We start from the raw sequence: 26,472 nt of genomic DNA, 5'->3' as shown, positions 1-26,472 counted from the left end.
TTTTTCATACTTAAAATGGGAAAAATAAAGGAATAATAAATGAAGCGGCAATCCAAATGATAAAATTAAGCGGAGTGCCTATTTTTAAATAATCGTTGAACTTATAGTTTCCTGGAGCGTAAACCATCGTATTGGTAGGATAGCTAACAGGGGTCATAAACGTAAGAGAACAAGCAAACATCACGGCGATTAAAAAGGGTTTTTCACTGAGTTGCATGGCTCCTGCTAAACTAATTACTATCGGAGTCATAAGTGCTGCTGCAGCTTTGCTAGACAACACGTTTGTTGATAAAAATGTGATGAGAAAAATAACGCTAATCGTAATCCTAGGGTCTAAATCTCCTAGATTTTGATATACATACGCCGAAATAATATCTGAACCTCCAGTTTTTTCTAAAGCTTTTCCCATAGAAAGCACACCTGCCATCATAAAAATAACTTTCCATTCTATGGCCTCATAAGCTTCCTTAGGAGTCATAAGAGTAGTAGTAACAATAAGCAAGCTTCCTACTAAAGCACTCATCAAAATAGAGGTAAAATTTAGAGCTGCGGCTAAAATAACTCCAATTAAAATCAATAGGGTAGGAATAGCTCTTTTTAAACTGAATTTAGCGCCTTGATATTCCGATAAGGTAATCATAAGTTTTTCTGCGGTAAGTGCATTTAAACTTTTAGTAGAGGCAAGCAATAAAAGCAAATCACCTTCCCTTAATTTGATGTGAGAAACATCGTTGGTGGTAATTTCTTTACGTTGCCTTACAGCTAATACCGATGCATAATATTGATTTCTAAAGTTGAGTTCCTTTAAATTTTTTCCGGCAAGAACAGATCCATAAGGAATCATCACTTCATAGATCTTCTTTTCGGTATGATCGTCAATAATGCTTTGATTTCCTATAAGATGATAGCTTTCAATCTCCCTAAGCTTAGCTAAATTGGCAGGATCTATTAAAATCTTTATTTTATCATCTGCACGAAGTGTGGTTTCTCCATTAATTTCATATACCAACGTATGCTTACGTTTAATGCTTAAAATTTGAGCGTTAAATTTTCTTACCAATCGTGATTTTGCAATGCTAATATCTACATCATCATTAATTTCTTGAAGCTCAATTTCGGCAATGTATTTTTCGGCTTCAGTTTTTAAAAGCAATTCTTTAGACTCTCTTTTCGGAAGTAAAATGGGAGCAACAAAAAACATATATACTAAGCCAATAACCGATAAACATAATGCAGCCAAGGAAAATTCGAACATTCCAAAAGGTTCTAAGCCACTTTCCTTTGCATAACTACTTACCAAAATATTGGTAGAAGTACCAATAAGCGTACACGTACCGCCAAATAATGCCGAAAACGATATAGGAATTAATAACCTTGACGGAGCTATTCCCGTTTCTCTACATACCAATAATGCCATGGGAATAAGTATCGCTACCACCGCAGTATCGTTAATAAAAGCCGAAAATACCGCAGCCGTTACGCAAAATACCATTAACGCAGCTACATAATTGAGCTTAGCAATTTGAATGATCTTACTGCTCAACCCATCAATTAATCCCGATTTAAAGATGGCGGCGCTAATGACAAACATACAGCCTAAGGTAATCGTGGCAGGATGATTAAAGCCAGCAAAGCCTTCTTCTGGACTTAAAACCCCAGCAATGATAAAAAGGGACATAATTAAAATAGAGGTAGTATCTATCGTAAAATAATCTTTTACAAATAGAAAAATTCCAATCACAATTATCCCAATGGTAATGTAGAGCATCGTGTAGCTTTAGCTGTTTTTACGTATTAAAAATACACAAAAGAATTAATACCCTTTCTTTCTAGAGACAGTATGTTTTAATTCTTTTCCTTGTTTTAAATTCTTATAGTTTTCAAGAATTTGATGTGCTACAGATGATGGTTGAGTGACGCTCGCGGTATGTGGAGTAATAGTTATTTTTTCGTTTTCCCAAAAAGGATGGTCTTTGGGTAAGGGTTCATCTTGAAAAACATCTAAAGCAGCTCCGCTTAATGTACCCTCTTCAATTGCTTCTAACAAGTCGCTTTCTACGAGGTGAGACCCACGGCCTACATTAATAAGGTAAGCGCCTTCTGGAAGTTGATTAAATACCTCTTTATTTAAAATATCTTCGGTATCATCGGTTAACGGAAGTAAACAAACCATCACGTCCAATTCCTTTAAAAAATTAGGAAGTTGATCTCTTCCGGCAAAGGTGTCGATGTTTTCTATTTCCTTTTCGGAATTAGACCAGCCGCTCACTTTAAAGTTGTTTTTCTCTAAAAGTTGAGCAACAGGAAGACCAATGTTTCCTAACCCTAAAACTCCAACATGGGTTTCTTTAGGTCGGTGATACGAAATGCGATTCCAATTTTTTTGCTGCTGCTGAATGACGTAATAAGGAATGTTTCTACAGTAATTTAAAACGCTAGTCAGTACAAAATACTGTAAATCTTCAATGAGTTGGTCATCTTCAATTTTAGTAACGGTAACTTCCGCGTGAAGCGATTTATTTTTTGTAAGATGTCTTATTCCTGCACCCATAGAAGCCACTACTTTTAAATTGGGATAGTGTTTAAAAACACCTTCAGGAGGATTCCAAGCTAAGATAAAATCTGTTTTTTCTCTCTCGGTATCGTCTGGGTAAATTTCTATTTCTAGATCTTGATTTTCATCCCACATGGCGTCTTCCCATGCTCGGGTATCATGATCTGGACTTATAATAACAATTTTCATAGGTTTATTTTTTTAGTTGACAAATGCGCTGTAACCTGTAATGGCTCTACCCACAATAAGCGAGTTGATCTCCTTGGTGCCTTCATAGCTGTAAATAGCTTCGGCATCGGCCACAAAGCGGGCTACATCGTGTTCTAGTAAAATACCATTACCACCCAACACTTCTCTTGCTCTACTTACCACGTCTCGGGTTCTCATACTACAATATACTTTGGCTAACGAGGCGTGTTCATCGGTTAAAATATCTTGATCTTGCATTTCTGAAAGACGAAAAACCATAGTTTGCATAGCGGTAAGATTAGAAAGCATTTCTACCAAATGATTTTGAATTAATTGATAAGAAGCAATAGGTCTGCCAAATTGCTCTCTTTTTTTGGTATATTTTAAGGCGCTTTCATAAGCTCCTCGGGCACAACCCACCGCTTGCCAAGCTACCCCAGCACGCGTCATCTTCAATACTTTTGCAGTATCTTTAAATGAATTGGCATTTTGCAAGCGGTCACTTTCTGGAACTTTACAATCGGTTAAAGTAATGAGGGCGTTTTGAACAATTCTAAGAGCCATTTTATCTTCTATTTTTTCGGCTTTAAATCCTGTATTTTCTTTACGGACTAAAAAGCCTTTCACGCGTTTAGAGTCAATATCTTTTGCCCAAATAATAATTACATCGGCAAAAGTGGCATTGCCAATCCATTTTTTTTGTCCGTTTAAAACCCAATTCTCCCCATCATATTTACAAGTGGTTTCCATCCCTTGAGAAACGGCAGAGCCAACATTAGGTTCGGTTAAACCGAAAGCGCCAATTTTTTCTAATTTTTGCATTTTCGGAAGCCATTCTTGTTTTTGTTCTTCACTTCCGCAAAGGTAAATGGAACCCATAGCAAGTCCGCTATGCACGCCAAAAAAGGTAGAGATAGAAACATCTACTCGAGCAATTTCTTGGGCGATAATTCCTTCCATAAGAAATGGCATATTGGGACAGTCATAACCTTCATAAGGAACTCCTGTAATATTAAGTTTGGCAAATTTTGGAATGATTTCCATAGGGAATTTTGCACGGTTCCAATGGTCGTTTACCAAGGGTCTTATCTCATCTTCCATAAAATTACGCACCTTCATTTGTAAATCGCGCTGTGCAGAAGAAAGTTTTAAATCTAAATTATAAAAATCTCCATCTATAGGAGGCAGTTGATGCTGTCCCTTTTTTGCCTTGCTGGTAAGCATTTTCATTAGGCCTTTAAGCTGCCTGTCATCTAAATCTCCCAAAGCATCCATAGCTTGTTTTAGATCTATTTTTTCGTTGATGGTAGCAAGTTTGTTTAAGTCTACTTCTTTAAGTAGTCCCATAGTGCTTTTAATTTTCCCTAATAAAGACATGATGTGTGGTTTTTTTATACTTTTAAAAATATAGATAATATCTATAGCAATCTGTTAAAGAATTAAGAAGAAATTAATCGATGTAACAAAAACATTTTTCAACAGTCTTATAGGTAATAACAAAATATGAAAGTCATGAAAAAATGGATGATAAGATTAGCATGTTTCAGTATAATGATATTTGCCAATCTTCGAGCTCAAGAAGTTTCGGGAATAGCTACTTATAAGTCTAAAACCACAATAGATTTAGACGCTTTTGGAGGTCAGAAAATGTCTGAACAAATGAAGCAACAAATAAAAGAGCGTATGAAGTCGATGTTAGAAAAAACATACACGCTTACGTTTAACAATGGAGAATCTTTATATGAAGAAGAAGAAAGCTTAGCACCAGAAGGAGGTTTTGGTGCGATGATGGGAGGTATGTTCTCTCAAGGAGCCACTTATATGGACGTTAAAGAGAATATCTACGCTCAAGAAAATGAATTAATGGGGAAGAAATTTCTTATTAAAGACACACTAGAAGTTCTTGAATGGAAATTAGAAAAGGAAAGCAAAATGATTGGACAATATGCTGCTTTTAAAGCTACCGCAGTAAAAAAGAACGATGATATGTGGAAGAAAGCAAGAAAGCGAGCAAAAGAATGGAGAGAGAAAAATGACGAAGAGGTGGACAGTACGATGCTAAAGAAACAAGAGGAGTTACTTAAAGATCTTGAGAACTTGACCGTTTGGTATACGCCTCAAATCCCAGTAAAGCAAGGGCCAAATGGTTACCAAGGATTGCCAGGTCTTATTTTAGAAGTAAACTTAGGAAACACCACGATTTTATGTAGTAAAGTAGTTTTAAACCCTAAAGAAGAAATTAATATAGAAGTACCAGATAGTGGAGAAGAAGTGACTCGAGAAGAATTTTCTAAAATTACTGAGGAGAAGACGCAAGAAATGATGGATCGTTATGGGAATGGTAATCGAAGAGGTAGAGGACGAGGAGGTTTCTAACAAATAAATTATTAGGTGTTGTCCATTACTTTAATTAACCACATTTCTACTCATTAAAACACTTTATGAAAAAATTAATACTTGTACTTCTTTTGCTTTTCAGCGGAAGCTTATTTGCACAATCTGTAAAAATTTCGGGTACGGTTAAAGATAGTTTGGGAAATCCTTTGGAGCTCGCAAATATTATTGCCAACAATACTGCAGATGGAAGTTTAGAAAACTATGCGATTACCAATCCTAAAGGAGAATTTAATTTTAATGTTTCTGCGGGAGCGGAATATAAATTAGTGGCGAGTTTCTTGGGTTTAAAACCTTCAGAAAAAACCATTCAAATTCCTGAAGATAGTGAGGATATTCAGCTCGATTTCTCCTTGTTTTCTAATGAAAATGAACTAGAAGGTGTAGAGTTGGTTTACGAAATGCCCGTGACAATTAAAGGAGATACCATCGTATATAATGCCGATTCTTTTACCAATGGGACTGAACGTAAATTAGGTGATGTGTTAAAAAAACTTCCTGGGGTAGAAGTAAATGACGATGGTGAGATTGAGATTGAAGGGAAGAAAGTGAGTAAAGTCATGGTTGAAGGAAAAGATTTCTTTGATGGTGATTCTAAAATTGCGACAAAAAATATTCCAGCAGACGCTGTTTCAAAAGTTGAGGTTTTAAAAAATCACAATGATGTAGGACAGCTTAGAGGTTTGGGAAATGATCAAGATAATATTGCGGTTAATATTAAACTTAAAGAAGGGAAAAAGAATTTTTGGTTTGGAGAAATAGAAGGCGGCTTAGGAGACGGAGATAAAACTCGTTACCTAGCTTCTACAAAATTGTTTTATTACAGCCCTGAAACGAGTATAAACCTTATAGGGAATGCAAATAATACAGGCGATGTTCCTTTCACTTTTAGGGACTATTTTAATTTTACGGGAGGGTTTAGAAACTTTAATCAGCGTGGAGGTACTAATTTTAGTATTAACGACAGTGGGTTAGGCTTCTTAATAATGCAGAATAACCGAGCTAACGAAATTAGAACAAAGTTTGGTGCAGCCAATTTTAGTCAGGAAATCAATGACGGACTAGACGTAAGTGGTTTCGCTATATTTAGTGATAATGAAACCGATTTTGTACAAAAATCGATTCGTACGTATGTGAGAGATGGAGTAGAAGAAACCACAACCAATAATAGCGAACAAGCTAATCGCTTGGGGATGCTAAAATTAAGTACAGTTTATAAGCCTAACGCAAATTTTCAATTGGACTATGATGTTTTAGGGAAAAAATCTAAGCAAGAAGAATATTCAGATGTACTTTCTATATTTTCTGATGGTGCTGTGGTAAATCCAATAGAAGAGAATAAAGAAAACGACCCTTTCTCTATCAATCAAAACTTAAATGTGTATTACACCCTCAACGAGAAAAATATTTTTGCAGGGTACGTGCAGCATTTGTATCAAAAAGAAGATCCGTTTTATAATGCTTTAGTTCAAATTCAGCCTTTTGCAGGCATTTTACCTTTACAAGAAGACCCTTTAGGTTTTGATGTTAATCAACAAAAAACCATCGAAAGCAATAAAGTAGATGCTAAAATTGATTACTACTATGTAATTAATAATAAGAGCAACCTTAATCTAACTTTAGGATCTACCTTAAGCAGTCAAAATTTCGACTCTTCCATCTTTCAACGTTTATCGGGAAGAGAAACCAATGCTTTTTCTCAGCAAGATCTAGTAAATGATGTTACTTATAACTTTACGGATTTATTTCTAGGAGCACATTATAAGTTTAAGACCGGTAAGTTTACGTTTACACCAGGCCTTACTTTACATCATTATATGTTGAAAAATCAACAAAATGGTATTGAAGATACAGAAAGTAATACGATGGTATTACCAGATCTATTTACCATAATTGAGCTGAAAAAAAGTGAAAATATTCGTTTAGATTATCAAATGACAGCGGAATATACCGATGTGAATAATTTTGCTGAAGGCTATGTGTTTAATAATTATAACCGTCTTTTTAGAGGGAATAGAGATATAGAAAATGCCATTTATCACAATGTTAATTTGGGGTATTTTAATATCAATATGTACAACTTCACCAATATTTTTGGCGGAATTAATTATAGCCGAAAAGTAGATGCCATTAAAACCTTCACGGCATTCGAGCAAATTAATCAAGTTTCTTCGCCCATCAACAGTAATTTTGTAGATGAAACCGTAAGCGGTAATGGTCGTTTTCAAAAAACATTTAGAAAAATTAAAACCAACTTAAGCGCTTCAGTATCTTATAGTAAACTCAATAGTTTAGTAGCGAACGGATCGGATTTTATCAATACTGAATCAGAGAATTTTACACAAAACTACCAAGCGAGTGTAGAGTCTAATTTTAAAATTCCTCTAAATTTTGAAGTAGGTTACAACCGATTAATTAACAACTATAATAATGGAGGTCGAGATAATACTTTTTATACCGATAGACCTTTTGTAAATGCTCAAGTAGACTTCTTAAAAGATTTCACTTTTGAAGCCGATTGGAGTTATTATAACTATACCAACAAAGAAGATACGGTAAGTAATGAGTACTCTTTTGTTGGAGCAAGCTTGTTTTACCGACAAAAAGATAGTCCGTGGGAATTCCGCCTTGACGGAACCAATTTGTTAGATGTAGAATCTTTAAACAACGATAGCTTTACGGAAAATTACAATACCACAAGTCAATATTTTGTACAGCCTAGAATACTCATGGCAAGTATAAAATATAATTTATAAACGAGCCTATATAGTTGCAAAAAAACGTCAAGATTTCTTGGCGTTTTTTTTCAATTTTATCAACGCAGTTAATGCCATCAATTGCTGCAGAGTTAATCTCGCCAGTATATCCCCCTCTTTCGGTGAATTATTTTCCCATCATTTTATCTAACTTAATAATTAAATATATTTTTATTTCAATTTCTATGAGATGTTTATTTTTTCTGCAATTTTATCAACGCAGTTAATGCCATCAATTGCTGCAGAAATAATTCCACCAGCATATCCTGCTCCTTCTCCGCAAGGATATAAACCCTTAATCTCTATATGTTCTAAAGTTTGTGCATCTCTAGGAATAAGAATAGGAGAGGAGGTTCTACTTTCGGGAGCATGGAGTACTGCATCGTTGGTATAGTAGCCTTTCATTTTTTTGCCAAAAGCAACAAAAGCAACACGTAATCGCTTAGCGATCATTTCGGGCAATACTTTGTTTAAGTTTACCGAAACGATCCCAGGTTGGTAAGAAGTTTTTGGGAAATCTTCTGAGGTTCTATTTTCAACAAAATCAATCATACGTTGCGCAGGGACTTGCTGCGTTTTTCCAGCAGCTTCCCAGCAAGCTTTTTCAACAGATTTTTGAAAGTTTAAGCAAGCAAAAGGGTTGGTAGGGTCATGTTGAGGTAAATCTTCAGGAGAGACGCTCACAACAATCCCAGAATTGGAATAAGGATTGTTTCGTTTGCTAGGACTCCAGCCATTAGTCACTACTTCTTCTTGTTCTGTGGCGCACGGAGCTATAATCCCTCCAGGACACATACAAAAAGAATATACTCCCAATCCATCTACTTGTTCAACTAAGCTGTAAGAAGCAGGCGGTAAATACGGGTTTTGATCGTCCCCGTGATACTGAATTTTATCAATTAAATTTTGTTGGTGCTCTATGCGTACGCCAAGAGCAAAAGGTTTGGCTTCAATTTTAATATTTTTATCGTGTAAAAGATAAAATATATCTCTTGCGGAATGTCCCGTAGCTAAAACTACATCAGTAAAATCTAGCCATGGCTCATCGTTAATTTTAAGGCCTGTGATTTGCTGCTTTTCAATACGTAAATCGGTTAGCTTGCTATTAAAATGCACTTCTCCTCCAAACTCAATAATAGCTTCACGCATAGCGGTAATAATCTTGGGAAGTTTATTGGTACCAATATGCGGATGTGCATCTACTAAAATATCCGCGTCAGCGCCAAAATGAACAAACCATTCCATCGCTTTAAGTACATTTCCTCGCTTTTTAGAACGTGTATATAATTTACCATCGCTATAAGTACCAGCTCCGCCTTCACCAAAGCAATAATTAGATTCTGGATTTACAATTTGCTCTTTATTGATTTTGGCCAAATCCCTTCTGCGAGAACGCACATCTTTTCCACGTTCAAATACAATAGGTTGGAGACCGGCTTCAATAGCGCGTAGTGCAGCATATAAACCTGCAGGGCCAGCACCAATAATGGCAATCTTTTTAGCTTGATCGACTTGCTGCGGAATAAAAGGAGGAATATCCTCTTTTTTTTCTCCTTGTAGCCAAAATTCTAACTGAAGATTAAGCTTAATTTGTTTTTGCCGAGCATCTATAGAGCGTTTTCTAATACGCCAATCTACCACCTCAGGCATTTTTAATTTCGCCTTCTCCAATCCACATTTTAAAATAAATGTACGATCTTCTTGTTGTTCGGGTAAAATAGAAATTTGTATCAGCTGGCTCATAGTGGGCAAAGATAATTTATTTTTTTTGTCATAGCTCAAACAATTATTCTTCTAAAATTAGATATAATATTTTTATAGAAATAAAATACCCCTGAAGAGGTTGACTCTTTAGGGGTATTAAAAAACTTAAATCAGTTACCTTATTCTTTTATCAACTGTTTCACGATCACTCCGTTATTTATGGATTTGATAATAATAAAATACTGAGCCGCTTGTAACTTAGAAACGTTAATGACGTTGTTATCAACATAGGATTCTAAATTTAGGGTCATTACTTTTTTCCCATTAAGATTATATACCGTCATTTCTTCAAGTTGAATATGTTGTGGATTTTCAATTCTCACAAAATTATCAGCTGGGTTGGGGTATAAGCTTATAGATTTTAAACTGGAATCAATATTGGAAACTTTCAAATCTATTTCAATATTAAGAGTAGTTATGCATACTGAAGTATTTCCGTATTGATCTTCTGTTATAAAAGTAATATTGTGTTCCCCTTCTTGTAACAAGGTACCTGCAGGTGGAGATTGAGAAATATTCAAGATAGCTCCGTCACAATTATCAATGGCAGAGACATCTCCATCAGCTATAAAATCAGGAACCACATAGTAATTATTGCCAATATTGCCAACCACATCTATTTCATCCATACAGGTGATTACCGGGGCGATTACATCATTTACGGTTACCGTAGTGGTACAAGAGGCGATATTTCCACTTGCATCTTGAGCAAATACAGTTATTTCAACATCCATTCCAACATCTTCACAACCAAATGTGTCAATATCTAAACTAATGCTATCAATACCACAATTGTCATTGCTGTCAATAAGTATATCTTCAGGGACGATTACAGCATTTCCGTTTTCATCTAAATTAATAGTAATAGCTTGGCAAGACAAGGTAGGAAGTTCGGTATCTTCTACAGTAACTATTGAAGAACAAGTAGAAGTATTCCCATTAGAGTCTGTAACGGTTAGGGTTACTGTATTTAAACCTAACATTGTACAATCGAAAGTATCAATATCAATTGAATAAGAAGTAATAGCACAGTTATCGGTAGAACCGTTATCCACATCTTCAGCAATAATACTAGCATTACCTGTGTCATCTAAAGTGATAGTAATATCTTGACAAATGGCAATGGGTGCTTCATCATCATTAATGATTAGAGTTACTGATTCTGCAGCTGTACAACCGTTGGCATCTGTTACGGTTACATTATAATTTCCTTCACTTAAATTAGAGATATCTTCAGTAGTCATTGTGTTACTCCATGAGAAAGAATAAGGAGCAGTACCACCACTAACGGTTAAGTCTATGGCTCCATCACTAGCTCCATTACAAGTAAGGCTGGTTACTAGTGCTGAAATAGAAATAGTTGTAGGTTCTGTTACAGTAACAGAGGTGGTTGCTGTACAACCATAATCATCGGTTACGATTACCTCATACGTTCCTGAAGTTAAACCAGACAAATCTTCAGTGATAGCCGAATTGTCCCACAAATAAGTATATGGAGCAGTTCCTCCCATTACTGTAAGGTCAATTGTAGCATCAGTACCACCATTACAACTCACAGTGGTAGCTGTTATTGAAGTAGAAATAGCAGTGGGTTCAGTAATTGTTACACTAGCTGTATCTGTACAGCCGTTTGCATCTGTTACTGTTACCGAATAGGTTCCTGCAGCAATATCTGCTATGTTTGCCGTTGTAGCTGCGTTACTCCATAAGTATGTATATGGTGCAGTTCCACCTGTTGCACTCGCCGTAGCATTTCCTTCTGATTCTCCATTACAAGATACATTTGAGTCAACTACACTTGCAGCTACTAATACTGTAGGCTCGGTTATAGTTACACTTGAAATATCGGTACATCCATTGGCATCTGTAATAGTTACACTATAAGTTCCTGCTGCAACATTTACTATACTTGCAGTTGTTGCTGCGTTACTCCATAAGTAAGTATAGGGTGCTGTTCCTCCTGTTGCACTTGCAGTAGCTGATCCGTCTGTACCTGCATTACACGTAATATTTGTGTCGACTACACTAGTAGCTACGAGAGTTGTTGGCTCAGTAATAGTAACAGAGGATGTTGCAGTACATCCATTGGCATCAGTGATGGTTACATCATACGTTCCTGCAGCAACACCTGATAAACTTGCAGTTGTAACTGAGTTACTCCATAAATAAGTGAATGGAGCTGCTCCATCACTACTTATATTTACTGTAGCTGCACCGTCTGTTCCGCCATTACACGTTACATTAGCATCAACTACACTTGCAGCTACAAGAGCTGTCGGTTCTGTAATGGTTACACTTGAATTATCGGTACATCCATTGGCATCTGTAATCGTTACATTATAAGTTCCTGCTGCAACACCTGATAAACTTGCAGTCGTTGCTGTGTTACTCCATAAGTACGTATATGGTGCTATTCCTCCCGTAGCGCTTGCTGTAGCAGCTCCTTCTGATCCACCATTACAACTTACATTTGCATCAATTACACTTGTAGCTACAAGAGCTGTAGGTTCTGTAATGGTTACACTTGAAGTATCTGTACATCCATTCGCATCAGTGATAGTTACATTATATGTACCTGCTGTAACATTTACTAAGCTTGCAGTTGTTGCGGCATTACTCCATAAGTAAGTATAGGGTGCAGTTCCTCCTATTGCACTTGCAGTAGCTGATCCGTCTGCTCCTGAGTTACAAGATATATTCGTATCAACTACACTTGCAGCTATAAAAGCTGTAGGTTCTGTAATGGTTACACTTGAAGTATCTATACATCCGTTCGCATCAGTGATGGTTACATTATATGTACCTGCTGCAACACCTACTATAGATGCAGTTGTAGCTGCGTTACTCCATAAGTAAGTATAGGGTGCTGTTCCTCCTGTTGCACTTGCAGTAGCTGATCCGTCTGTACCTGCATTACACGTAATATTTGTGTCGACTACACTAGTAGCTACGAGAGTTGTTGGCTCAGTAATAGTAACAGAGGATGTTGCAGTACATCCATTGGCATCAGTGATGGTTACATCATACGTTCCTGCAGCAACACCTGATAAACTTGCAGTTGTAGCTGAGTTACTCCATAAATAAGTGAATGGAGCTGCTCCACCACTACTTATATTTACTGTAGCTGCACCGTCTGTTCCGCCATTACACGTTACATTAGCATCAACTACACTTGCAGCCATTATTGAAGATATTTGCTCAATAGTTACACTTCCAGCATCAGTACATCCATTAGCATCGGTAATTGTTACGTTATATGTTCCGGCTGCTAATCCAGTTATCGATGCTGTTGTTTCTGCATTACTCCATAAATAAGTATATGGTGCTGTCCCGCCTGTAGCACTTGCAGTAGCTATACCATTGTTTCCAATCTCACAAGTTTCATTAGCATTTACTACTGTTGAAGCTTCTAATACTTCTGGCTCTGTAATAGTAGCTGAGCCTGTATTTGTACATCCGTTAGCATCTGTTACTGTTACGCTATAAGTGCCAATTGCAAGTCCAGATATCGTATTTGTACCTTGACCTATAAGGTTTCCTGGGGACCATACATAGGTATAAGGCGCCATCCCTCCCTCTATATCAAGAGCAATCGATCCGTCATTATTACCATTACAACTTACATTAGATACTGTTACATTTTGACCAATAAGCTCTACTCTCATAGTTTGAGTAACAGCACCGCAAGCCCCATTAGTACCAAAAGAACCCCAGTTTGCATTACCAATACAAGGTCGTATTGTTGGGTTTTGTCCACAACTACATCCTCCTCCGTTATTAACGTTTAGTTCTACAGCATCACCAGGAAGAGTACAACTAGTATTACACCCAATTCCTACTGTCCAAGTAGCGCCATTTACAGTTACACTTGTTGCAGTTCCTGTAGCAAGGGCTTGTGCTATTTGGTTTGCTGCCACTGGATCATCAAGAGTTAAACCATTTGATAGTTGAGTTCCAGATATCTTTACACTTGAATAACCAATATTTGTATCTATACCTGCTCTAAATGTATTCCAGTTATCATAATTGTCACTCCCTGGGCAATAGTTTTGTCCTTGAACAAATACCTCCTCATATACAAGTGTTGTGGAGTTAATTGGCGATAATGGAGCTGGTTCTGTTATTGTTGCATTTGCATTTGCTGTACATCCATTATCATCAGTTACAATAACCTCATAAGTCCCTGCTGCTAAACCTGTAGCTGTAGCTGTAGTTTGAGCAGTTCCATCATCCCATAAATAGGTATATGGTGCTGTACCACTCGAAGGCGTAACAGTTAATGATCCTGTAGCTGATCCGTTACAAGCAATATTAGTTTGTGAGCTTATAGAAGCTGTCATTGAACAAACAGGAGCAGCTGTCACATTTATAGTAATTGTCCAGTTTTCTCCTACTGAAAAGTTAGTAGATACTAAGACTGAATATGTCCCTGGACTTGATGGTACAGGTGAAATATTTCCCCCTGGAAAAGTTTTGGTGCTTGCCCCAATGGTAAAAAAACCGACTGGAGAACTATTTTGTGTAATTGTCGAATTTATACTCGTGATATTCTGCCCGCTTAATAATTGAATTTGAAAACGATCTTGACCATCAGTCGGTGTTGTAACTCTACCACTAAATTGATTTACCCCTGCAGATAATGTATATGTAGGGCCATTTCCCGTATTTGGAAAATCAGAACCTTCATTTTGCCCGAAGAGACTAGTGTTTATTAATATAAAAAGGCATAAACATGCCCAATAGTGTAGTTGTTGCTTCATGGTATTAATTAGATTTTAGAAATAATGGTATATAATTTTTAGTGAGTTAGCTGATTTTTATTGCAGTTTGTCTGCTATTATTTGTCAAAAATGACTAAAAAAGTTATAATAATGTTAAAATAAGACCTTACAAAAACCTTACAAAAGAGTTAAGACTCTAGTAATCATATTTTTAGATATAGAAACTGGAGAGTGGTAAGTATACGTGAATTTCGCTTTTTGAGAAGCAAAGCAGGATTAAAAAGTCAATATTAGCTTAATATTCCGTAGAGTCGTTTAAAATTAATAAGGGTAGAAGACACCCCTTTATTTCATTTCTTTTACTAATTTTTGTAGTTCTTGCTGACTTTTTAAATTTAGTTTTTTACGGATTCGATGTTTGGTAACCATCACAGAATTTGATGAAACACCTAAAACCAAAGCCATTTCTTTGTTAGATAGTTTTAACTTTTCTAAACATAAACAGCGTAACTCAGAGGGTGTTAAATTTTCAAAAGTATTTTTTAAGGAAGTAATAAAATTAGGGTAAGCCTCTGTAAATAAAATCTGGTATTTGTCCCAATCCTCATTCGTAATGATAATTTTAGATTTCAGTTCATTAATGATGTTATGGTTGTCATTAGTTTTAATTTCTTTTTGTAAACTTTCGATGGTTTTTTGCCCGTTTTGAATCTTCAATTTTAAATTTTGTAATTGATTTTCAGATAGTTTTAATTCTCTTTCAGTCTTTTCTATTTTCAATAGTTTAATTTCTTGTTTTCTTAATAAAGACTGGTTCCTAAACCAATAAGCGAGAAGACTTCCCAGCAACAGCAAGCTAATAGAAAGAATTATATAATTACGTTGCGAAATTTTTAAACGATTTTCTGTATGTAGTTTTTCAATTTCTAATTCTCGGTCTATAGCATCAACTCTTTGATTGGCTCTTAATAATTTAATCGTATTGTATTTTTGATGATAAGCATTAATAGCCATTATTGTAGAATCTAAATAAATAGAGCTGCTGTCAATTTTAAAATTGGCAGCATGCCATTTACTCATTAATGGGTATAACTTTCTTAACCTATCTTTTTGTTGAGATTGTCGAATATAGCTCCTGGCTTCGTCAATTTTTTGCTTAGCACTATCTAACCTTTCATTTTTTAAGTAAATGTCTGCCAAAGGAATGGCAGAACCCGCGGCAAGTCCAAGTTCATCAATCTGTAGGGCGTTTTGAATGTCTTTCTCAAATAAGGGAATAGCTTTACTATAACTTTCTTCCAAATAATAGTTATAACCTAAGTTACCTGATGCAATACTTTGCCATATAAGATCTTTGTATGTTGAGGTATCATTTATAACTTTGGTAAAATGCTTTTTGGCTAAACTTAGTTGACCTAATTTTTGATAGCATAAGCCTAAGGTATTTTGGGCTTCTAATACTGCTTTGGCATTAAAATTAGTTTTGATTATTTCACTAGATTTTTTATAATATACCATCGCGTTTTCATAATCCTTAAAATAATAATAACACCGACCAATAAAATTGAGGTGTTCTGCCATATTAGGGAAATTTTCTGAAGTAGTTGTTTCTAAAATTTTTGAGGAATACAATAACCATTCGAAAGATTTTTCGTAATTTTTAACTTGCCAGTAGTGATTGGCTAATACGTTGGCTGCGCGTATTTTTATATGCCTAACTTTTTCTTTTTCACCCTTTTCCACCATTAGCAACAAATCATCAAGAAAATCTGGTTTTTCTTGTCCATATAAAAACCAGCGAGAATAAGCATATAATAAATCTGCTTCTAAAGAAAGTTCTTGATCATCATTAATTAAAGCATAATCTTTTATTTGCTGAGTATAATTACAGATATACAATGAGTCTTCTCGCCCCTTGTTAATAGTGTTTTTATACAATTGATGAATATCTTCTACTTTTTCTCTGTAGGGTTTGTGAAGCAATTGCTGGTATTGGCCATACGATAAGGTAAAACCAAATAAAAAAAAGAAGCTGAGTAGTTTTAACTTAAATCTCATTAAAGAATAGATGGTGAAATCTTAAAATATCGTTAAAAATAGAAAAGTTTTTTAAAGTAAGACAATATACAAGCCAAGACTCTAAATAATTTTCGCTTCCGCGGAAGTGGAAACCGCCAGAATTTCTATTTTAGCTATATGCAAAAAAATACGTTTATTCAGTCTCAAACTGGCTTGCCAAATAAGTCTATTGTTCAAACTCTTCAGCTTTTAGAAGAAGATGCTACCATCCCATTTATTGCTCGTTACCGTAAAGAACGCACGGGGAATCTAGATGAGGTGCAAATAGGTGAAATTGTAAAATATAAAGAACTTTTTGAAACCTTAGAGAAGAGAAAAGAGACCATCTTAAAAGCAATAAAAGAACAAAATGAGTTAACCGTAGAGTTGAGTGAGAAAATTAAATCGGCTATAGATCTCACTCATTTAGAAGACTTGTATTTACCTTTTAAAAAGAAGCGAAAAACCAAAGCTGAAAGTGCGCGATTACATGGACTGGAGCCTTTAGCAAAAATTATAATGGCTCAAAAGACACCAGATGTGGAGTTGGTTGCAAAAAAATATGTTACTAAAGAAGTAGCTTCTGTTGAAGATGCTTTAGAAGGTGCTCAACACATTATGGCCGAGTGGATTTCTGAACGTACCGATATTAGAAATTTTATAAGAAAACAAATAGAGCGATACGGAGTTCTTTCCACGAAAGTGATTAAAACTAAAGCGAAAGATGAAAAGGCTCAAAAGTTCAAAGATTATTTTGACTGGGAAGAGAATTTAAATAAAATGCCATCTCATCGCTTTTTGGCCATTCAACGGGCGGAGTCTGAAGGGTTTATTCGTATTAAAATTGACATAGATCAAAAACAGTGTGTGAAGAGAATTGAAGAGCGTGTGATAAAACCTTCTAGCACGACAGCAGATTACATAGTTTCTGCCATTAAAGATGCTTATAAGCGTTTGATCTTACCATCCTTGTCTAACGAGGCTTTTCAGAATGCTAAAGCAAAAGCAGATGAGTCGGCCATTGAAGTTTTTGCTAAAAACCTAAAACAACTTTTATTAGGTTCTCCATTAGGAGAAAAAAAAGTTTTAGCGATTGACCCTGGATTTAGAACAGGATGTAAAATTGTTTGTTTAGATGAACACGGAAGTTTAAAACATAATGAAACTATATATCCGCATCCTCCAAAAAATGATACCAAAGGAGCGATAAAAAAAATAAGCACCTTGGCGGAAGCTTATAAAATAGAAGCTATTGCCATTGGTAACGGGACCGCTTCTAGAGAAACAGAACAACTCATAAAGCGAATTCATTTTAAACACGAACTTCAGGTTTTTGTGGTGAGTGAGGCAGGTGCATCCATTTACTCGGCTTCATCTATAGCTAGAGAAGAATTTCCTAATTATGATGCTACGGTGAGAGGCTCTGTTTCTATTGGTAGGCGTTTACAAGATCCTTTAGCAGAATTAGTGAAAATCGACCCTAAGTCTATTGGAGTTGGTCAGTACCAACACGATGTAGATCAATCAAAACTTAAGAAATCTCTAGATGTTGTGGTTGAAAGTGGTGTAAATGCAGTTGGTGTAAATCTTAATACAGCGAGCAAATCTTTACTGAGTTATGTATCGGGAATAGGAGAGAAGCTGGCAGAAAATATAGTAGACTATCGTTCGCAATATGGAAGTTTTAAAAAACGAAACGAGCTAAAAAAAGTCCCTCGTTTAGGAGAGAAAGCTTTTGTGCAAAGTGCAGGATTCTTGCGAATTAAAAATGCAAAACATCCGTTAGATGATTCTGCGGTTCACCCAGAGCGTTATGCGTTAGTAGAGAGAATGGCAAAAGATCAGCATAAAACGTTAACGGAGTTAATTGGTAATAAAGCAATTTTAGAAAAAATAGATTTACAAAAGTATTGTAGCGATGAGGTGGGTTTACCTACTTTAAAAGATATTGTATCAGAACTAGAAAAACCAGGATTAGATATTCGAGAAAAAGCAAAAGTATTTACGTTTAATCAAAATATTAAAAGTATTGAAGATTTACATACGGGACAGGTACTGCCAGGGATTGTCAACAATATTACCAATTTTGGTTGCTTTGTGGATATAGGAATTAAAGAAAGCGGACTTATTCATGTTTCTAACCTCGCTGATGAATTTGTAAGCGATGTCAACAACTATGTTCATTTACACGAACAAATCATCGTGGAAGTTTTAGAAATCGATATTCCGCGAAAGCGTATTCAGTTAAAGCTTTATAAGAAAAAGTAAAATTAGATTTCTCTTAGAATATCAATGATAATCGGTTTCATTCCGCTAAAGAAAAATTCTACTGCGATTACCATCACGATAAGCCCCATGAGTCTCATCAATACATTTCTACCAGTATTCCCTAAAACTTTGAGGATTTTGGAAGAGCTTAAAAGAATGAGATAAGTGAGAAGTAATACGCCAAAAATGGAAGCAATCAATACCAGTTTATGCTGAATGGTATTGGCATCTTCCATCATTACAATGGCATTGGTGATGGCACCGGGTCCAGAAATCATAGGTATTGCCAAGGGCGTGATAGAAATGTCATCTACAATCTCTTTTTTTTCGGCATTATCTTTTCCTTTCACTTTGATGCTCGATAAACGTGCTTGCAGCATATCCATTCCCATTAGAAAGAAAATAACGCCACCTACCACACGAAAACTGTTTACTGAAATTCCGAAAAAATTAAATAATAATTGTCCAGAAAATGCAAAAGCGATGATGGTGACAAAAGCAGCAATAGAAGCTTTTCTAGCTGTATAATTGCGATGAGGTGTATCTAGATCGGAAGTCATGGTCATAAAAATGGGCATGGTTCCAATAGGATTTATTAACGTAAAAAAGGACGTAAACGAGAGTAGGGCGAAGCCAATTAGATCGGTCATATCAAATTAAATTTCAAAAATGCAAATCAACACAAAATTTCATGATATTTGAAACTAATTTATAAAAATAAAAGGGGATTTTTTCATTAGAAAAAATCCCCTTTTATTTATTGAATATGAGCGCTTTAATTTAATTTAAAAGCTTCTTTAATTTGATCTACATAATCTAGTTTTTCCCAAGTAAATAGCTCTACTTCTCTTTTAACTTTACCCGAATACGGACTCTCAAAAATTTTGGTTACCGTGCGAGGTTCTTTTCCCATATGCCCATATGCCGCAGTTTCTCGATAGATAGGGTTTCTTAGTTTTAAGCGTTTTTCAATAGCAGCAGGACGCATATCAAAGATTTTAGAAACTTTCTCAGCAATTTCTCCGTTAGTTAAATCTACATTTGAAGAATTGTAAGTGTCTACGGAAATAGAGGTAGGTTCTGCTACACCAATGGCGTAAGAAACCTGTACTAAAACTTCATTTGCTACTCCAGCAGCGACTAAGTTTTTAGCAATATGTCTTGAAGCGTAAGCGGCAGATCGATCTACTTTACTAGGGTCTTTACCTGAAAAAGCGCCACCACCGTGAGCTCCTTTTCCACCATAGGTGTCTACAATAATCTTTCTTCCCGTAAGACCAGCATCACCGTGTGGCCCTCCAATTACAAATTTTCCTGTAGGATTAATATGATAAGTAATGTCTTCTTTAAATAACTGCTGAACTTTCTCTGGAAATTGAGCGATAACACGAGGCATTAAAATCTCTAAAATGTCTTTCTTAATTTTACTCAACATCTTTTCATCATCTGTATCAAAATCATCGTGCTGGGTAGAAAGTACAATCGCTTTAATATGTAACGGAGTATTATCGTCGCTATATTCTATCGTAACTTGACTTTTAGCATCTGGACGTAGGTAAGTAATTTCTTTCCCTTCTCTACGAAGTTTTGCTAATTCAATTAGCATTTTGTGTGAAATATCTAATGCCAATGGCATATAGTTTTCTGTTTCGGTGGTTGCGTAACCAAACATCATTCCTTGATCACCAGCCCCTTGTTCTTCCTTGCTGTCGCGATCTACTCCTTGATTAATATCTTGAGACTGCTCGTGAATAAGGGAGATTACTCCACAAGAGTCTCCGCTAAATTTGTATACACCTTTTGTGTAACCAATATCATTAATAACATTTCTAGCAATATCTTGAACATCTATATAGGTGTTAGATCGTACTTCTCCTGCCAATACTACCTGTCCTGTAGTAACAAGGGTTTCACAAGCTACTTTAGACTCTTCGTCAAAAGCTAAAAAATTATCTAATAAAGTATCACTAATTTGATCTGCTATCTTATCTGGGTGTCCTTCAGATACACTCTCTGAAGTAAATAAATATGCCATGAATTTCTAATTTTAGAGTGGGAAATAATAAAGAATGGCAACCTAAAGGAGTTTTCACTGCTTTAGCATTTTAAAGGGTTGCAATCAGTCAAATTTTTCCCTGAATAAATTTCTAGGCAAAGTTATGAAAAAGGAATAAAGTGATTTGGTTTTTAACGATTTTTTAATGTTAGGTCTTTTGCTCTTGTGTCAAATCTAAAAATAGTTCTTCCAAATTCTTATGCTTTTGGTGAAGTTGTAAGATTTTTAAGCCGTTTTCTTGAGCAAAATCAAAAACTTGAGAACGCATATCTTCATCGGTATTAAAATACAACCAGTACACAAATCCAGCTTTGTTTTCTGCTTTTTCTAAATGAGACAAGTTTTTAAAAGCAACTTCTTCAATTCTATAATCAAATTCAACTTCAATAATTTGTTCTTTAGAGCTCTTTAAATCTTCCAGTTTTTTATCGGCAATAATCTCTCCTTTTTTTATGATAATTACACGATCACAAATAGCTTCAACCTCTTGCATAATGTGTGTAGAAAGAAAAATAGTTTTTTCCTTTCCTATACTTTTAATAAGTTCTCTAATTTCAATTAATTGATTAGGATCTAAACCAGTAGTAGGTTCATCTAAAATTAGAACATTGGGATGGTGTAATAAAGCATTCGCAAGACCTACACGTTGTCTAAATCCTTTAGATAAAGAGCCAATCTTTTTGTTTGCTTCGGGGGTGAGGCCTGTAATAGCAATTACATTTTCAACTTCCTTTTTATCTATAGAATGTACGGTGGCGCTATAATTTAAATATTCACGAACAAACATTTCTAAATAAAGAGGGTTATGTTCGGGTAGGTAACCTATTTTTTTTTGAATTTCTATCTTATTGTTTATCACATCTAAACCTTCTACCTTGGCGGAACCTTCACTTGGGGTAATGTAGCCTGTTAGGATTTTCATTAAAGTAGATTTACCGGCTCCGTTAGGTCCTAAAAACCCAACAATTTCTCCATTTCCGATTTTAAAAGAAACATTTTTTAAAGCTTGCTGGTCGTTATATGATTTCGAAATGTTGTGGACTTCAATCCCCATATGCTTAGTTTTGATTCAAAAATAATTAAAATAGCTATACTTTAGCTATAAAGAGGCATATTTGAATTTTTCGTTTACCTATCTTCAAAATCTGACGTATCTTCGTTAAAAAAAAGAAAGTAGCTGATTTTTATTCTAACAATTCAGCGAAAGCGAAAGAAAGAAAAATGGAAAATTCAACAAAACTTAGAGGATGGTTAGATAATTTTGACTTAAACCACCCATTGGTTATTGCTGGTCCGTGTAGTGCAGAGACAGAGGAGCAGGTTTTAAAAATAGCCCATCAATTAAAAAATACAGATACCAGCGTTTTAAGAGCAGGAATTTGGAAACCTAGAACTAGACCTGGTAATTTTGAAGGAGTAGGTTCATTAGGGTTAAAGTGGTTGCAAAAAGCAAAAGAAGAAACAGGTTTGATGACCACTACAGAAGTGGCAAACCCAATTCACGTAGATTTGGCTTTAAAGCACGACGTAGATATTTTATGGATAGGGGCGAGAACGACCGTTTCTCCTTTTATGATTCAGGAAATTGCAGAAGCTTTAAAAGGAACCGATAAAACGGTGCTCGTTAAGAATCCTGTTAATCCAGATTTGGCTCTTTGGTTAGGTGCTGTAGAGCGATTTTACAAACAAGGAATAGAGAATTTGGGGGTAATTCATAGAGGTTTTTCTACTTACGACTCCTCTGAATATAGAAATATTCCTGAATGGCAAATCCCTATAGATCTTCAAAATGAATTTCCAGATTTACCGCTTATTTTAGATCCATCGCACATTGCAGGAAGAAGAGATTTAATATTTGAACTTTGTCAAACCGCTTTAGATTTAAATTATGATGGTTTAATGGTAGAGACACATTATGATCCCGATAATGCGTGGAGTGATGCTAAGCAGCAAATAACTCCAGAAACTTTAGATAAATATACAATTGACCTGAAGGTAAAGAACAAGGTTTCTTCTAACGAAGATTTTAATTATCAGTTAAAAAAGCTGAGAACTAAGATTGATAAGATTGATGAAAACTTGGTTGATTTATTGGTAAAGCGAATGCAAGTGGCCGATGATATTGGGAAAGTGAAGAAAGAGCATAATGTTTCTATTTTACAGCCTGAAAGATGGAAACAAATTTTGGAGCGTATGATTTCTTTATCTGAAGGAAGTGGCTTGCAAAAAGATTTTATACTAAATGTTTACAAAGCTATTCATCAAGAATCTATTGCACATCAAAAAAATATTAAATAAAACTCAGTCAATTTAGAGCAAAGTAAATTTGACCAAAATATATTATAATTTAGGAATTTTATAATCTATGAAAGGAACCGTATATAAATCTACAGGAAGCTGGTATTTAGTTAAAACTGAAGCAGGAGAATCTTATAATTGTAGGATTAAGGGGAAATTCCGTATTCAGGGTATAAAAAGTACTAATCCGGTTTCTGTAGGGGATGTGGTTCATTTTGATGTAGAAGAAAATGGAGATGAAGTTACAGGAGTTATCAAAGAGATTGAGGAGCGACAAAATTATATTATTCGTAAGTCGGTTAACTTATCTAAGCAAACCCATATTATTGCGGCGAATATAGATGTTGCATTTTTAATAGTAACCTTAAATAATCCGCCCACTTTTACCACATTTATAGATCGGTTTTTAGTGACTGCAGAAGCCTACGGGATTAAAGCGGTTTTGCTTTTTAATAAAATTGACACCTATTCTGAAGAAGAAAAAGATGAAATTCGGTACCTCGCAGCGATGTACAGAGAGATAGGATATACTTGTTTGGGTATTTCTGCTAAGACGGGAAAAAATATCGATCAGCTTCAAGAATTAATGTTAGGCAAAACCTGTCTTTTTTCTGGACATAGCGGAGTAGGGAAGTCTACTTTAATCAATAAAATTGAACCTTCTTTAGATTTAAAAACTTCACAAATCTCATCTCAGCATATGCAAGGTCAACATACCACGACGTTTGCTGAGATGTTTGATTTGAATATGGATGCTAAAATTATTGATACTCCAGGTATTAAAGGATTTGGAGTTGTAGAGATCGAGAAATTTGAACTCGGAGATTATTTTCCAGAATTTTTTAAGTTAAAACATCTTTGTAAGTTTAATAATTGTTTACATATTGAAGAACCAAAGTGTGCTATTAAAGACGCTTTAGATGAAGGTGATATTTCTTGGTCTAGATATAAATCCTACCTTCAAATTTTAGAAGGTGATGAAGAGCATTATAGAACCGATATTTACCCTAAGAAATGAGAGTGATTTTACAGCGTGTAAGTCACGCGAGTGTGAGTGTAGACAAAAATATAATAAGCACTATTGAAAAAGGCTTATTGGTTCTCTTGGGAATTGAAGAAGAAGACACTCAAGAAGATATTCATTGGCTTTGTAGGAAAATAGCAAATATGAGAATTTTTTCTGATGAGAATAAGGCGATGAATCTTTCCGTAAAAGATATTGAAGGAGAAATTTTAGTCGTAAGTCAGTTTACTTTATATGCCAGTACTAAAAAAGGCAATCGTCCGAGTTTTATAAAATCAGCAAAGCCAAATACTGCTATTCCTTTATACAATGATTTTATAAAAGAGTTAGATGCTCATCTAGATACTCCTGTTAGAACGGGAGAATTTGGAGCAGATATGCAAGTAAGTCTCTTAAACGATGGTCCGGTAACGATAATAATAGATTCTAAAAATAGAGAATAAATGAACATTCAAGATGCGCAAAAAGCAGTAGATAGTTGGATCCAGGAACACGGGGTTCGTTATTTCAACGAACTTACTAATATGGCACAACTTACCGAAGAAGTAGGAGAAGTAGCCAGAATTATAGCGAGACGTTACGGGGAGCAAAGCGAAAAAGAGAGCGATAAAAATAAAGACTTAGGTGAAGAATTAGCCGATGTAGTTTTTGTCGTTTTATGTTTAGCTAACCAGACAGGAATTAATTTACAAGAAGCATTCGATAAAAAGTTAGACCTAAAAACGAAGAGAGATCACGATCGTCATCATCAAAATAAAAAATTAAAGTAATGAGCTTAAAAAAAATCACTAAGATGCCCACGTTTTGGAAATCAGTTGCGATGCTTTCCATCATGTTTATCATCATTTATAACATCATTAATCTAGGTTTTTCATTTGGTTTCGATACTAGCGCTTTCGCGGAATCAAATTTACAACAGCCTTATCTTTTTAGATTTTTGGCCGCTAATCTCGTTGGAGGTTTTTTATATGGTTTTATTATGACCTATTTTAAATTTAAAAGCAGACTTAAGGAAGAAGAAAAAAGAAACGCTTCTTAAATGAATCTTCAATTACATAGTGAAACCCATGACCTTAGCGGAAAAGTAAAAATTACTGGTTCGAAAAGTGAATCGAATAGGTTATTGATCCTGCAAGCGCTTCAGCCGCTTTTAACTATTGATAACATTTCAAATAGCGATGATACGGTAGTTTTAAAAGATGCCTTAAAATCTCAAGAAAGTATAATAGATATTCATCACGCTGGGACGGCAATGCGTTTTCTAACCGCATACTATGCAGTTCAGCCTGGTAAAACTGTTCATTTAACAGGGAGTGGTAGAATGAGACAGAGACCCATTTCTCCACTGGTTGATGCTTTAAGAACTTTAGGAGCAAAAATTGAGTATGAAGAAAATGAAGGGTTCCCTCCATTAAAAATTGAAGGACAAAAAATCAGTAAACAAGAAGTACAAATTGATGCTCATATCAGCAGTCAATATATATCTGCTTTAATGTTAGTAGGTAGCTCTTTTCCAAACGGATTAAAAATTCACCTTAACGGAAAAGTTACTTCTCTTCCTTACCTGAAAATGACCGCTCAAATTTTAAAAAAGGTAGGCGTAGAAACTATTTTTGAAGACACCTATATTCAGGTTCAATCATCAAGAATAGAAGCGAAAAATATAGCTGTTGAATCAGATTGGAGTTCGGCTTCTTATTTTTATAGTTTGGCAGCTTTATCTGCTTCCGCAGAAATAGAACTTTCCACCTATCATAAAAGTAGTTTGCAAGGAGACTCTTCACTCGTAAGTATTTATAAGCAATTGGGGGTGAATACAACTTTTAAAGACAATTCTATTCTTCTAATAAAAAAAGAAACTACAACTCTAAATGAACTTAGGTTAGATTTAAACTCCTCTCCAGATTTAGCTCAAACAATCGTCGTGACTTGTTTTGGTTTGGGAATAGCTTGTCATATTACCGGTTTACATACTTTAAAAATTAAAGAAACAGACCGTTTGTTGGCTTTAGAAAATGAATTAACAAAATTGGGAGCAACCATTTCGGTTACAAACGACAGCTTAAGTTTAGCACCATCTTCCCAAATTCATAAAAATATAGCCATAAAAACTTATGAAGATCATCGTATGGCCATGGCATTTGCTCCATTAGCATTAAAAGTGCCAATTGTTATAAAGAATGCCGAGGTGGTTAGTAAGTCTTTTCCTGATTTTTGGAGAAACTTAGAAGATTTTAAAATTTACCATAAAATACTTCCGTAAAGAGATTTTATTTATCCTTCTTATGAGTGCACATCTACCATAGAAGCTATTTAAAATAAAAATCTCAAAATAAAAGCCTATTTACTTGACAACCCCTATTTTGAGGTTGTATATTTGCCGTTCTTAA

General features: G+C 35.2%; 18 protein-coding genes. 9 read left to right on the top strand and 9 right to left on the bottom strand.

Annotated elements, in window-relative coordinates; translation table 11 throughout:
• Positions 1 to 10: 10 nt before the first annotated feature.
• The 3 genes from LX95_RS05565 to LX95_RS05555 are packed head-to-tail and all read right to left on the bottom strand — an operon-like array spanning position 11 to position 4,120.
• Positions 11 to 1,768 (bottom strand): SLC13 family permease, encoded by a 1,758-nt coding sequence (locus LX95_RS05565; RefSeq protein ID WP_111540454.1) that lies wholly within the window; start codon positions 1,766 to 1,768, stop codon positions 11 to 13.
• A gap of 45 nt (positions 1,769 to 1,813) precedes the next feature.
• On the bottom strand, positions 1,814 to 2,743 hold the full coding sequence (locus LX95_RS05560) for a 2-hydroxyacid dehydrogenase (RefSeq protein ID WP_111540453.1): 930 nt from the start codon (positions 2,741 to 2,743) through the stop codon (positions 1,814 to 1,816).
• Between the two features lie 12 nt (positions 2,744 to 2,755).
• Complete coding sequence (locus LX95_RS05555) at positions 2,756 to 4,120, bottom strand: acyl-CoA dehydrogenase family protein (protein ID WP_111540452.1); 1,365 nt, start codon at positions 4,118 to 4,120, stop codon at positions 2,756 to 2,758.
• 135 nt (positions 4,121 to 4,255) lie between these two features.
• Between LX95_RS05555 and LX95_RS05550 the strand changes: the two genes are divergently transcribed.
• Together LX95_RS05550 and LX95_RS05545 are read left to right on the top strand one after the other, a co-directional pair.
• Positions 4,256 to 5,119, top strand: a complete 864-nt coding sequence (locus LX95_RS05550; protein WP_111540451.1) for a GLPGLI family protein — start codon at positions 4,256 to 4,258, stop codon at positions 5,117 to 5,119.
• 65 nt (positions 5,120 to 5,184) lie between these two features.
• Positions 5,185 to 7,893, top strand: coding sequence for a carboxypeptidase-like regulatory domain-containing protein (locus tag LX95_RS05545; RefSeq protein WP_111540450.1), 2,709 nt, complete (start codon positions 5,185 to 5,187; stop codon positions 7,891 to 7,893).
• 183 nt (positions 7,894 to 8,076) lie between these two features.
• On the opposite strand, the gene LX95_RS05540 is transcribed toward LX95_RS05545, so the two are convergent.
• From LX95_RS05540 to LX95_RS05530, 3 genes are all read right to left on the bottom strand, one after another.
• Complete coding sequence (locus LX95_RS05540) at positions 8,077 to 9,636, bottom strand: NAD(P)/FAD-dependent oxidoreductase (protein WP_111540449.1); 1,560 nt, start codon at positions 9,634 to 9,636, stop codon at positions 8,077 to 8,079.
• A gap of 140 nt (positions 9,637 to 9,776) precedes the next feature.
• On the bottom strand, positions 9,777 to 14,417 hold the full coding sequence (locus LX95_RS05535; RefSeq protein WP_111540448.1) for a T9SS type A sorting domain-containing protein: 4,641 nt from the start codon (positions 14,415 to 14,417) through the stop codon (positions 9,777 to 9,779).
• A gap of 306 nt (positions 14,418 to 14,723) precedes the next feature.
• Positions 14,724 to 16,436, bottom strand: a complete 1,713-nt coding sequence (locus LX95_RS05530; protein ID WP_111540447.1) for a LuxR C-terminal-related transcriptional regulator — start codon at positions 16,434 to 16,436, stop codon at positions 14,724 to 14,726.
• Between the two features lie 138 nt (positions 16,437 to 16,574).
• On the opposite strand from LX95_RS05530, the gene LX95_RS05525 reads away from it, so the two are divergent.
• Complete coding sequence (locus LX95_RS05525; RefSeq protein ID WP_111540446.1) at positions 16,575 to 18,704, top strand: Tex family protein; 2,130 nt, start codon at positions 16,575 to 16,577, stop codon at positions 18,702 to 18,704.
• A 2-nt stretch (positions 18,705 to 18,706) separates the two neighbouring features.
• Here LX95_RS05525 and LX95_RS05520 read toward each other — a convergent pair whose 3' ends face one another.
• From LX95_RS05520 to gldA, 3 genes are all read right to left on the bottom strand, one after another.
• On the bottom strand, positions 18,707 to 19,354 hold the full coding sequence (locus LX95_RS05520; protein ID WP_111540445.1) for a MarC family protein: 648 nt from the start codon (positions 19,352 to 19,354) through the stop codon (positions 18,707 to 18,709).
• Positions 19,355 to 19,479: 125 nt separating this feature from the next.
• Entirely contained in the window at positions 19,480 to 20,739 is a 1,260-nt protein-coding gene (gene metK, locus LX95_RS05515) for a methionine adenosyltransferase (protein ID WP_111540444.1), read from the bottom strand.
• Between the two features lie 169 nt (positions 20,740 to 20,908).
• Positions 20,909 to 21,814: a gliding motility-associated ABC transporter ATP-binding subunit GldA gene (gene gldA, locus LX95_RS05510; RefSeq protein WP_111540443.1), complete on the bottom strand. Its 906-nt coding sequence runs from the start codon at positions 21,812 to 21,814 to the stop codon at positions 20,909 to 20,911.
• 167 nt (positions 21,815 to 21,981) lie between these two features.
• Between gldA and LX95_RS05505 the strand changes: the two genes are divergently transcribed.
• The 6 genes from LX95_RS05505 (at position 21,982) to aroA (ending at position 26,345) form a co-directional block, all read left to right on the top strand.
• A complete protein-coding gene (locus LX95_RS05505; protein ID WP_111540442.1) occupies positions 21,982 to 23,058 on the top strand; it encodes a bifunctional 3-deoxy-7-phosphoheptulonate synthase/chorismate mutase type II in 1,077 nt (358 codons plus the stop codon).
• A gap of 67 nt (positions 23,059 to 23,125) precedes the next feature.
• Positions 23,126 to 24,076 carry a ribosome small subunit-dependent GTPase A gene (gene rsgA, locus LX95_RS05500; protein ID WP_111540441.1) on the top strand — a complete coding sequence of 317 codons (951 nt, stop codon included), beginning with the start codon at positions 23,126 to 23,128 and terminating at the stop codon, positions 24,074 to 24,076.
• Entirely contained in the window at positions 24,073 to 24,525 is a 453-nt protein-coding gene (gene dtd, locus LX95_RS05495; protein WP_111540440.1) for a D-aminoacyl-tRNA deacylase, read from the top strand. The genes rsgA and dtd overlap by 4 nt, the downstream gene beginning before the upstream one ends.
• On the top strand, positions 24,526 to 24,852 hold the full coding sequence (locus LX95_RS05490) for a nucleotide pyrophosphohydrolase (RefSeq protein WP_111540439.1): 327 nt from the start codon (positions 24,526 to 24,528) through the stop codon (positions 24,850 to 24,852).
• Positions 24,852 to 25,121, top strand: a complete 270-nt coding sequence (locus LX95_RS05485; protein ID WP_111540438.1) for a hypothetical protein — start codon at positions 24,852 to 24,854, stop codon at positions 25,119 to 25,121. The genes LX95_RS05490 and LX95_RS05485 overlap by 1 nt, the downstream gene beginning before the upstream one ends.
• Positions 25,122 to 26,345 (top strand): 3-phosphoshikimate 1-carboxyvinyltransferase, encoded by a 1,224-nt coding sequence (gene aroA, locus LX95_RS05480; RefSeq protein ID WP_111540437.1) that lies wholly within the window; start codon positions 25,122 to 25,124, stop codon positions 26,343 to 26,345. It begins immediately after the preceding gene.
• Positions 26,346 to 26,472 lie beyond the last annotated feature (127 nt).

It is taken from the genome of Mesonia algae, from assembly GCF_003253545.1.
Classification (GTDB): domain Bacteria; phylum Bacteroidota; class Bacteroidia; order Flavobacteriales; family Flavobacteriaceae; genus Mesonia; species Mesonia algae.
This window is presented reverse-complemented; position numbering and strand designations above follow the sequence as displayed.

Excerpts from the sequence above, each read along its gene's own strand:
- LX95_RS05565 (WP_111540454.1), bottom strand. The coding sequence starts at position 1,768 with ATGCTCTACATTACCATTGGGATAATTGTGATTGGAATTTTTCTATTT.
- LX95_RS05560 (WP_111540453.1), bottom strand. The coding sequence starts at position 2,743 with ATGAAAATTGTTATTATAAGTCCAGATCATGATACCCGAGCATGGGAA.
- LX95_RS05555 (WP_111540452.1), bottom strand. The coding sequence starts at position 4,120 with ATGTCTTTATTAGGGAAAATTAAAAGCACTATGGGACTACTTAAAGAA.
- LX95_RS05550 (WP_111540451.1), top strand. The coding sequence starts at position 4,256 with ATGAAAAAATGGATGATAAGATTAGCATGTTTCAGTATAATGATATTT.
- LX95_RS05545 (WP_111540450.1), top strand. The coding sequence starts at position 5,185 with ATGAAAAAATTAATACTTGTACTTCTTTTGCTTTTCAGCGGAAGCTTA.
- LX95_RS05540 (WP_111540449.1), bottom strand. The coding sequence starts at position 9,636 with ATGAGCCAGCTGATACAAATTTCTATTTTACCCGAACAACAAGAAGAT.
- LX95_RS05535 (WP_111540448.1), bottom strand. The coding sequence starts at position 14,417 with ATGAAGCAACAACTACACTATTGGGCATGTTTATGCCTTTTTATATTA.
- LX95_RS05530 (WP_111540447.1), bottom strand. The coding sequence starts at position 16,436 with ATGAGATTTAAGTTAAAACTACTCAGCTTCTTTTTTTTATTTGGTTTT.
- LX95_RS05525 (WP_111540446.1), top strand. The coding sequence starts at position 16,575 with ATGCAAAAAAATACGTTTATTCAGTCTCAAACTGGCTTGCCAAATAAG.
- LX95_RS05520 (WP_111540445.1), bottom strand. The coding sequence starts at position 19,354 with ATGACCGATCTAATTGGCTTCGCCCTACTCTCGTTTACGTCCTTTTTT.
- metK (WP_111540444.1), bottom strand. The coding sequence starts at position 20,739 with ATGGCATATTTATTTACTTCAGAGAGTGTATCTGAAGGACACCCAGAT.
- gldA (WP_111540443.1), bottom strand. The coding sequence starts at position 21,814 with ATGGGGATTGAAGTCCACAACATTTCGAAATCATATAACGACCAGCAA.
- LX95_RS05505 (WP_111540442.1), top strand. The coding sequence starts at position 21,982 with ATGGAAAATTCAACAAAACTTAGAGGATGGTTAGATAATTTTGACTTA.
- rsgA (WP_111540441.1), top strand. The coding sequence starts at position 23,126 with ATGAAAGGAACCGTATATAAATCTACAGGAAGCTGGTATTTAGTTAAA.
- dtd (WP_111540440.1), top strand. The coding sequence starts at position 24,073 with ATGAGAGTGATTTTACAGCGTGTAAGTCACGCGAGTGTGAGTGTAGAC.
- LX95_RS05490 (WP_111540439.1), top strand. The coding sequence starts at position 24,526 with ATGAACATTCAAGATGCGCAAAAAGCAGTAGATAGTTGGATCCAGGAA.
- LX95_RS05485 (WP_111540438.1), top strand. The coding sequence starts at position 24,852 with ATGAGCTTAAAAAAAATCACTAAGATGCCCACGTTTTGGAAATCAGTT.
- aroA (WP_111540437.1), top strand. The coding sequence starts at position 25,122 with ATGAATCTTCAATTACATAGTGAAACCCATGACCTTAGCGGAAAAGTA.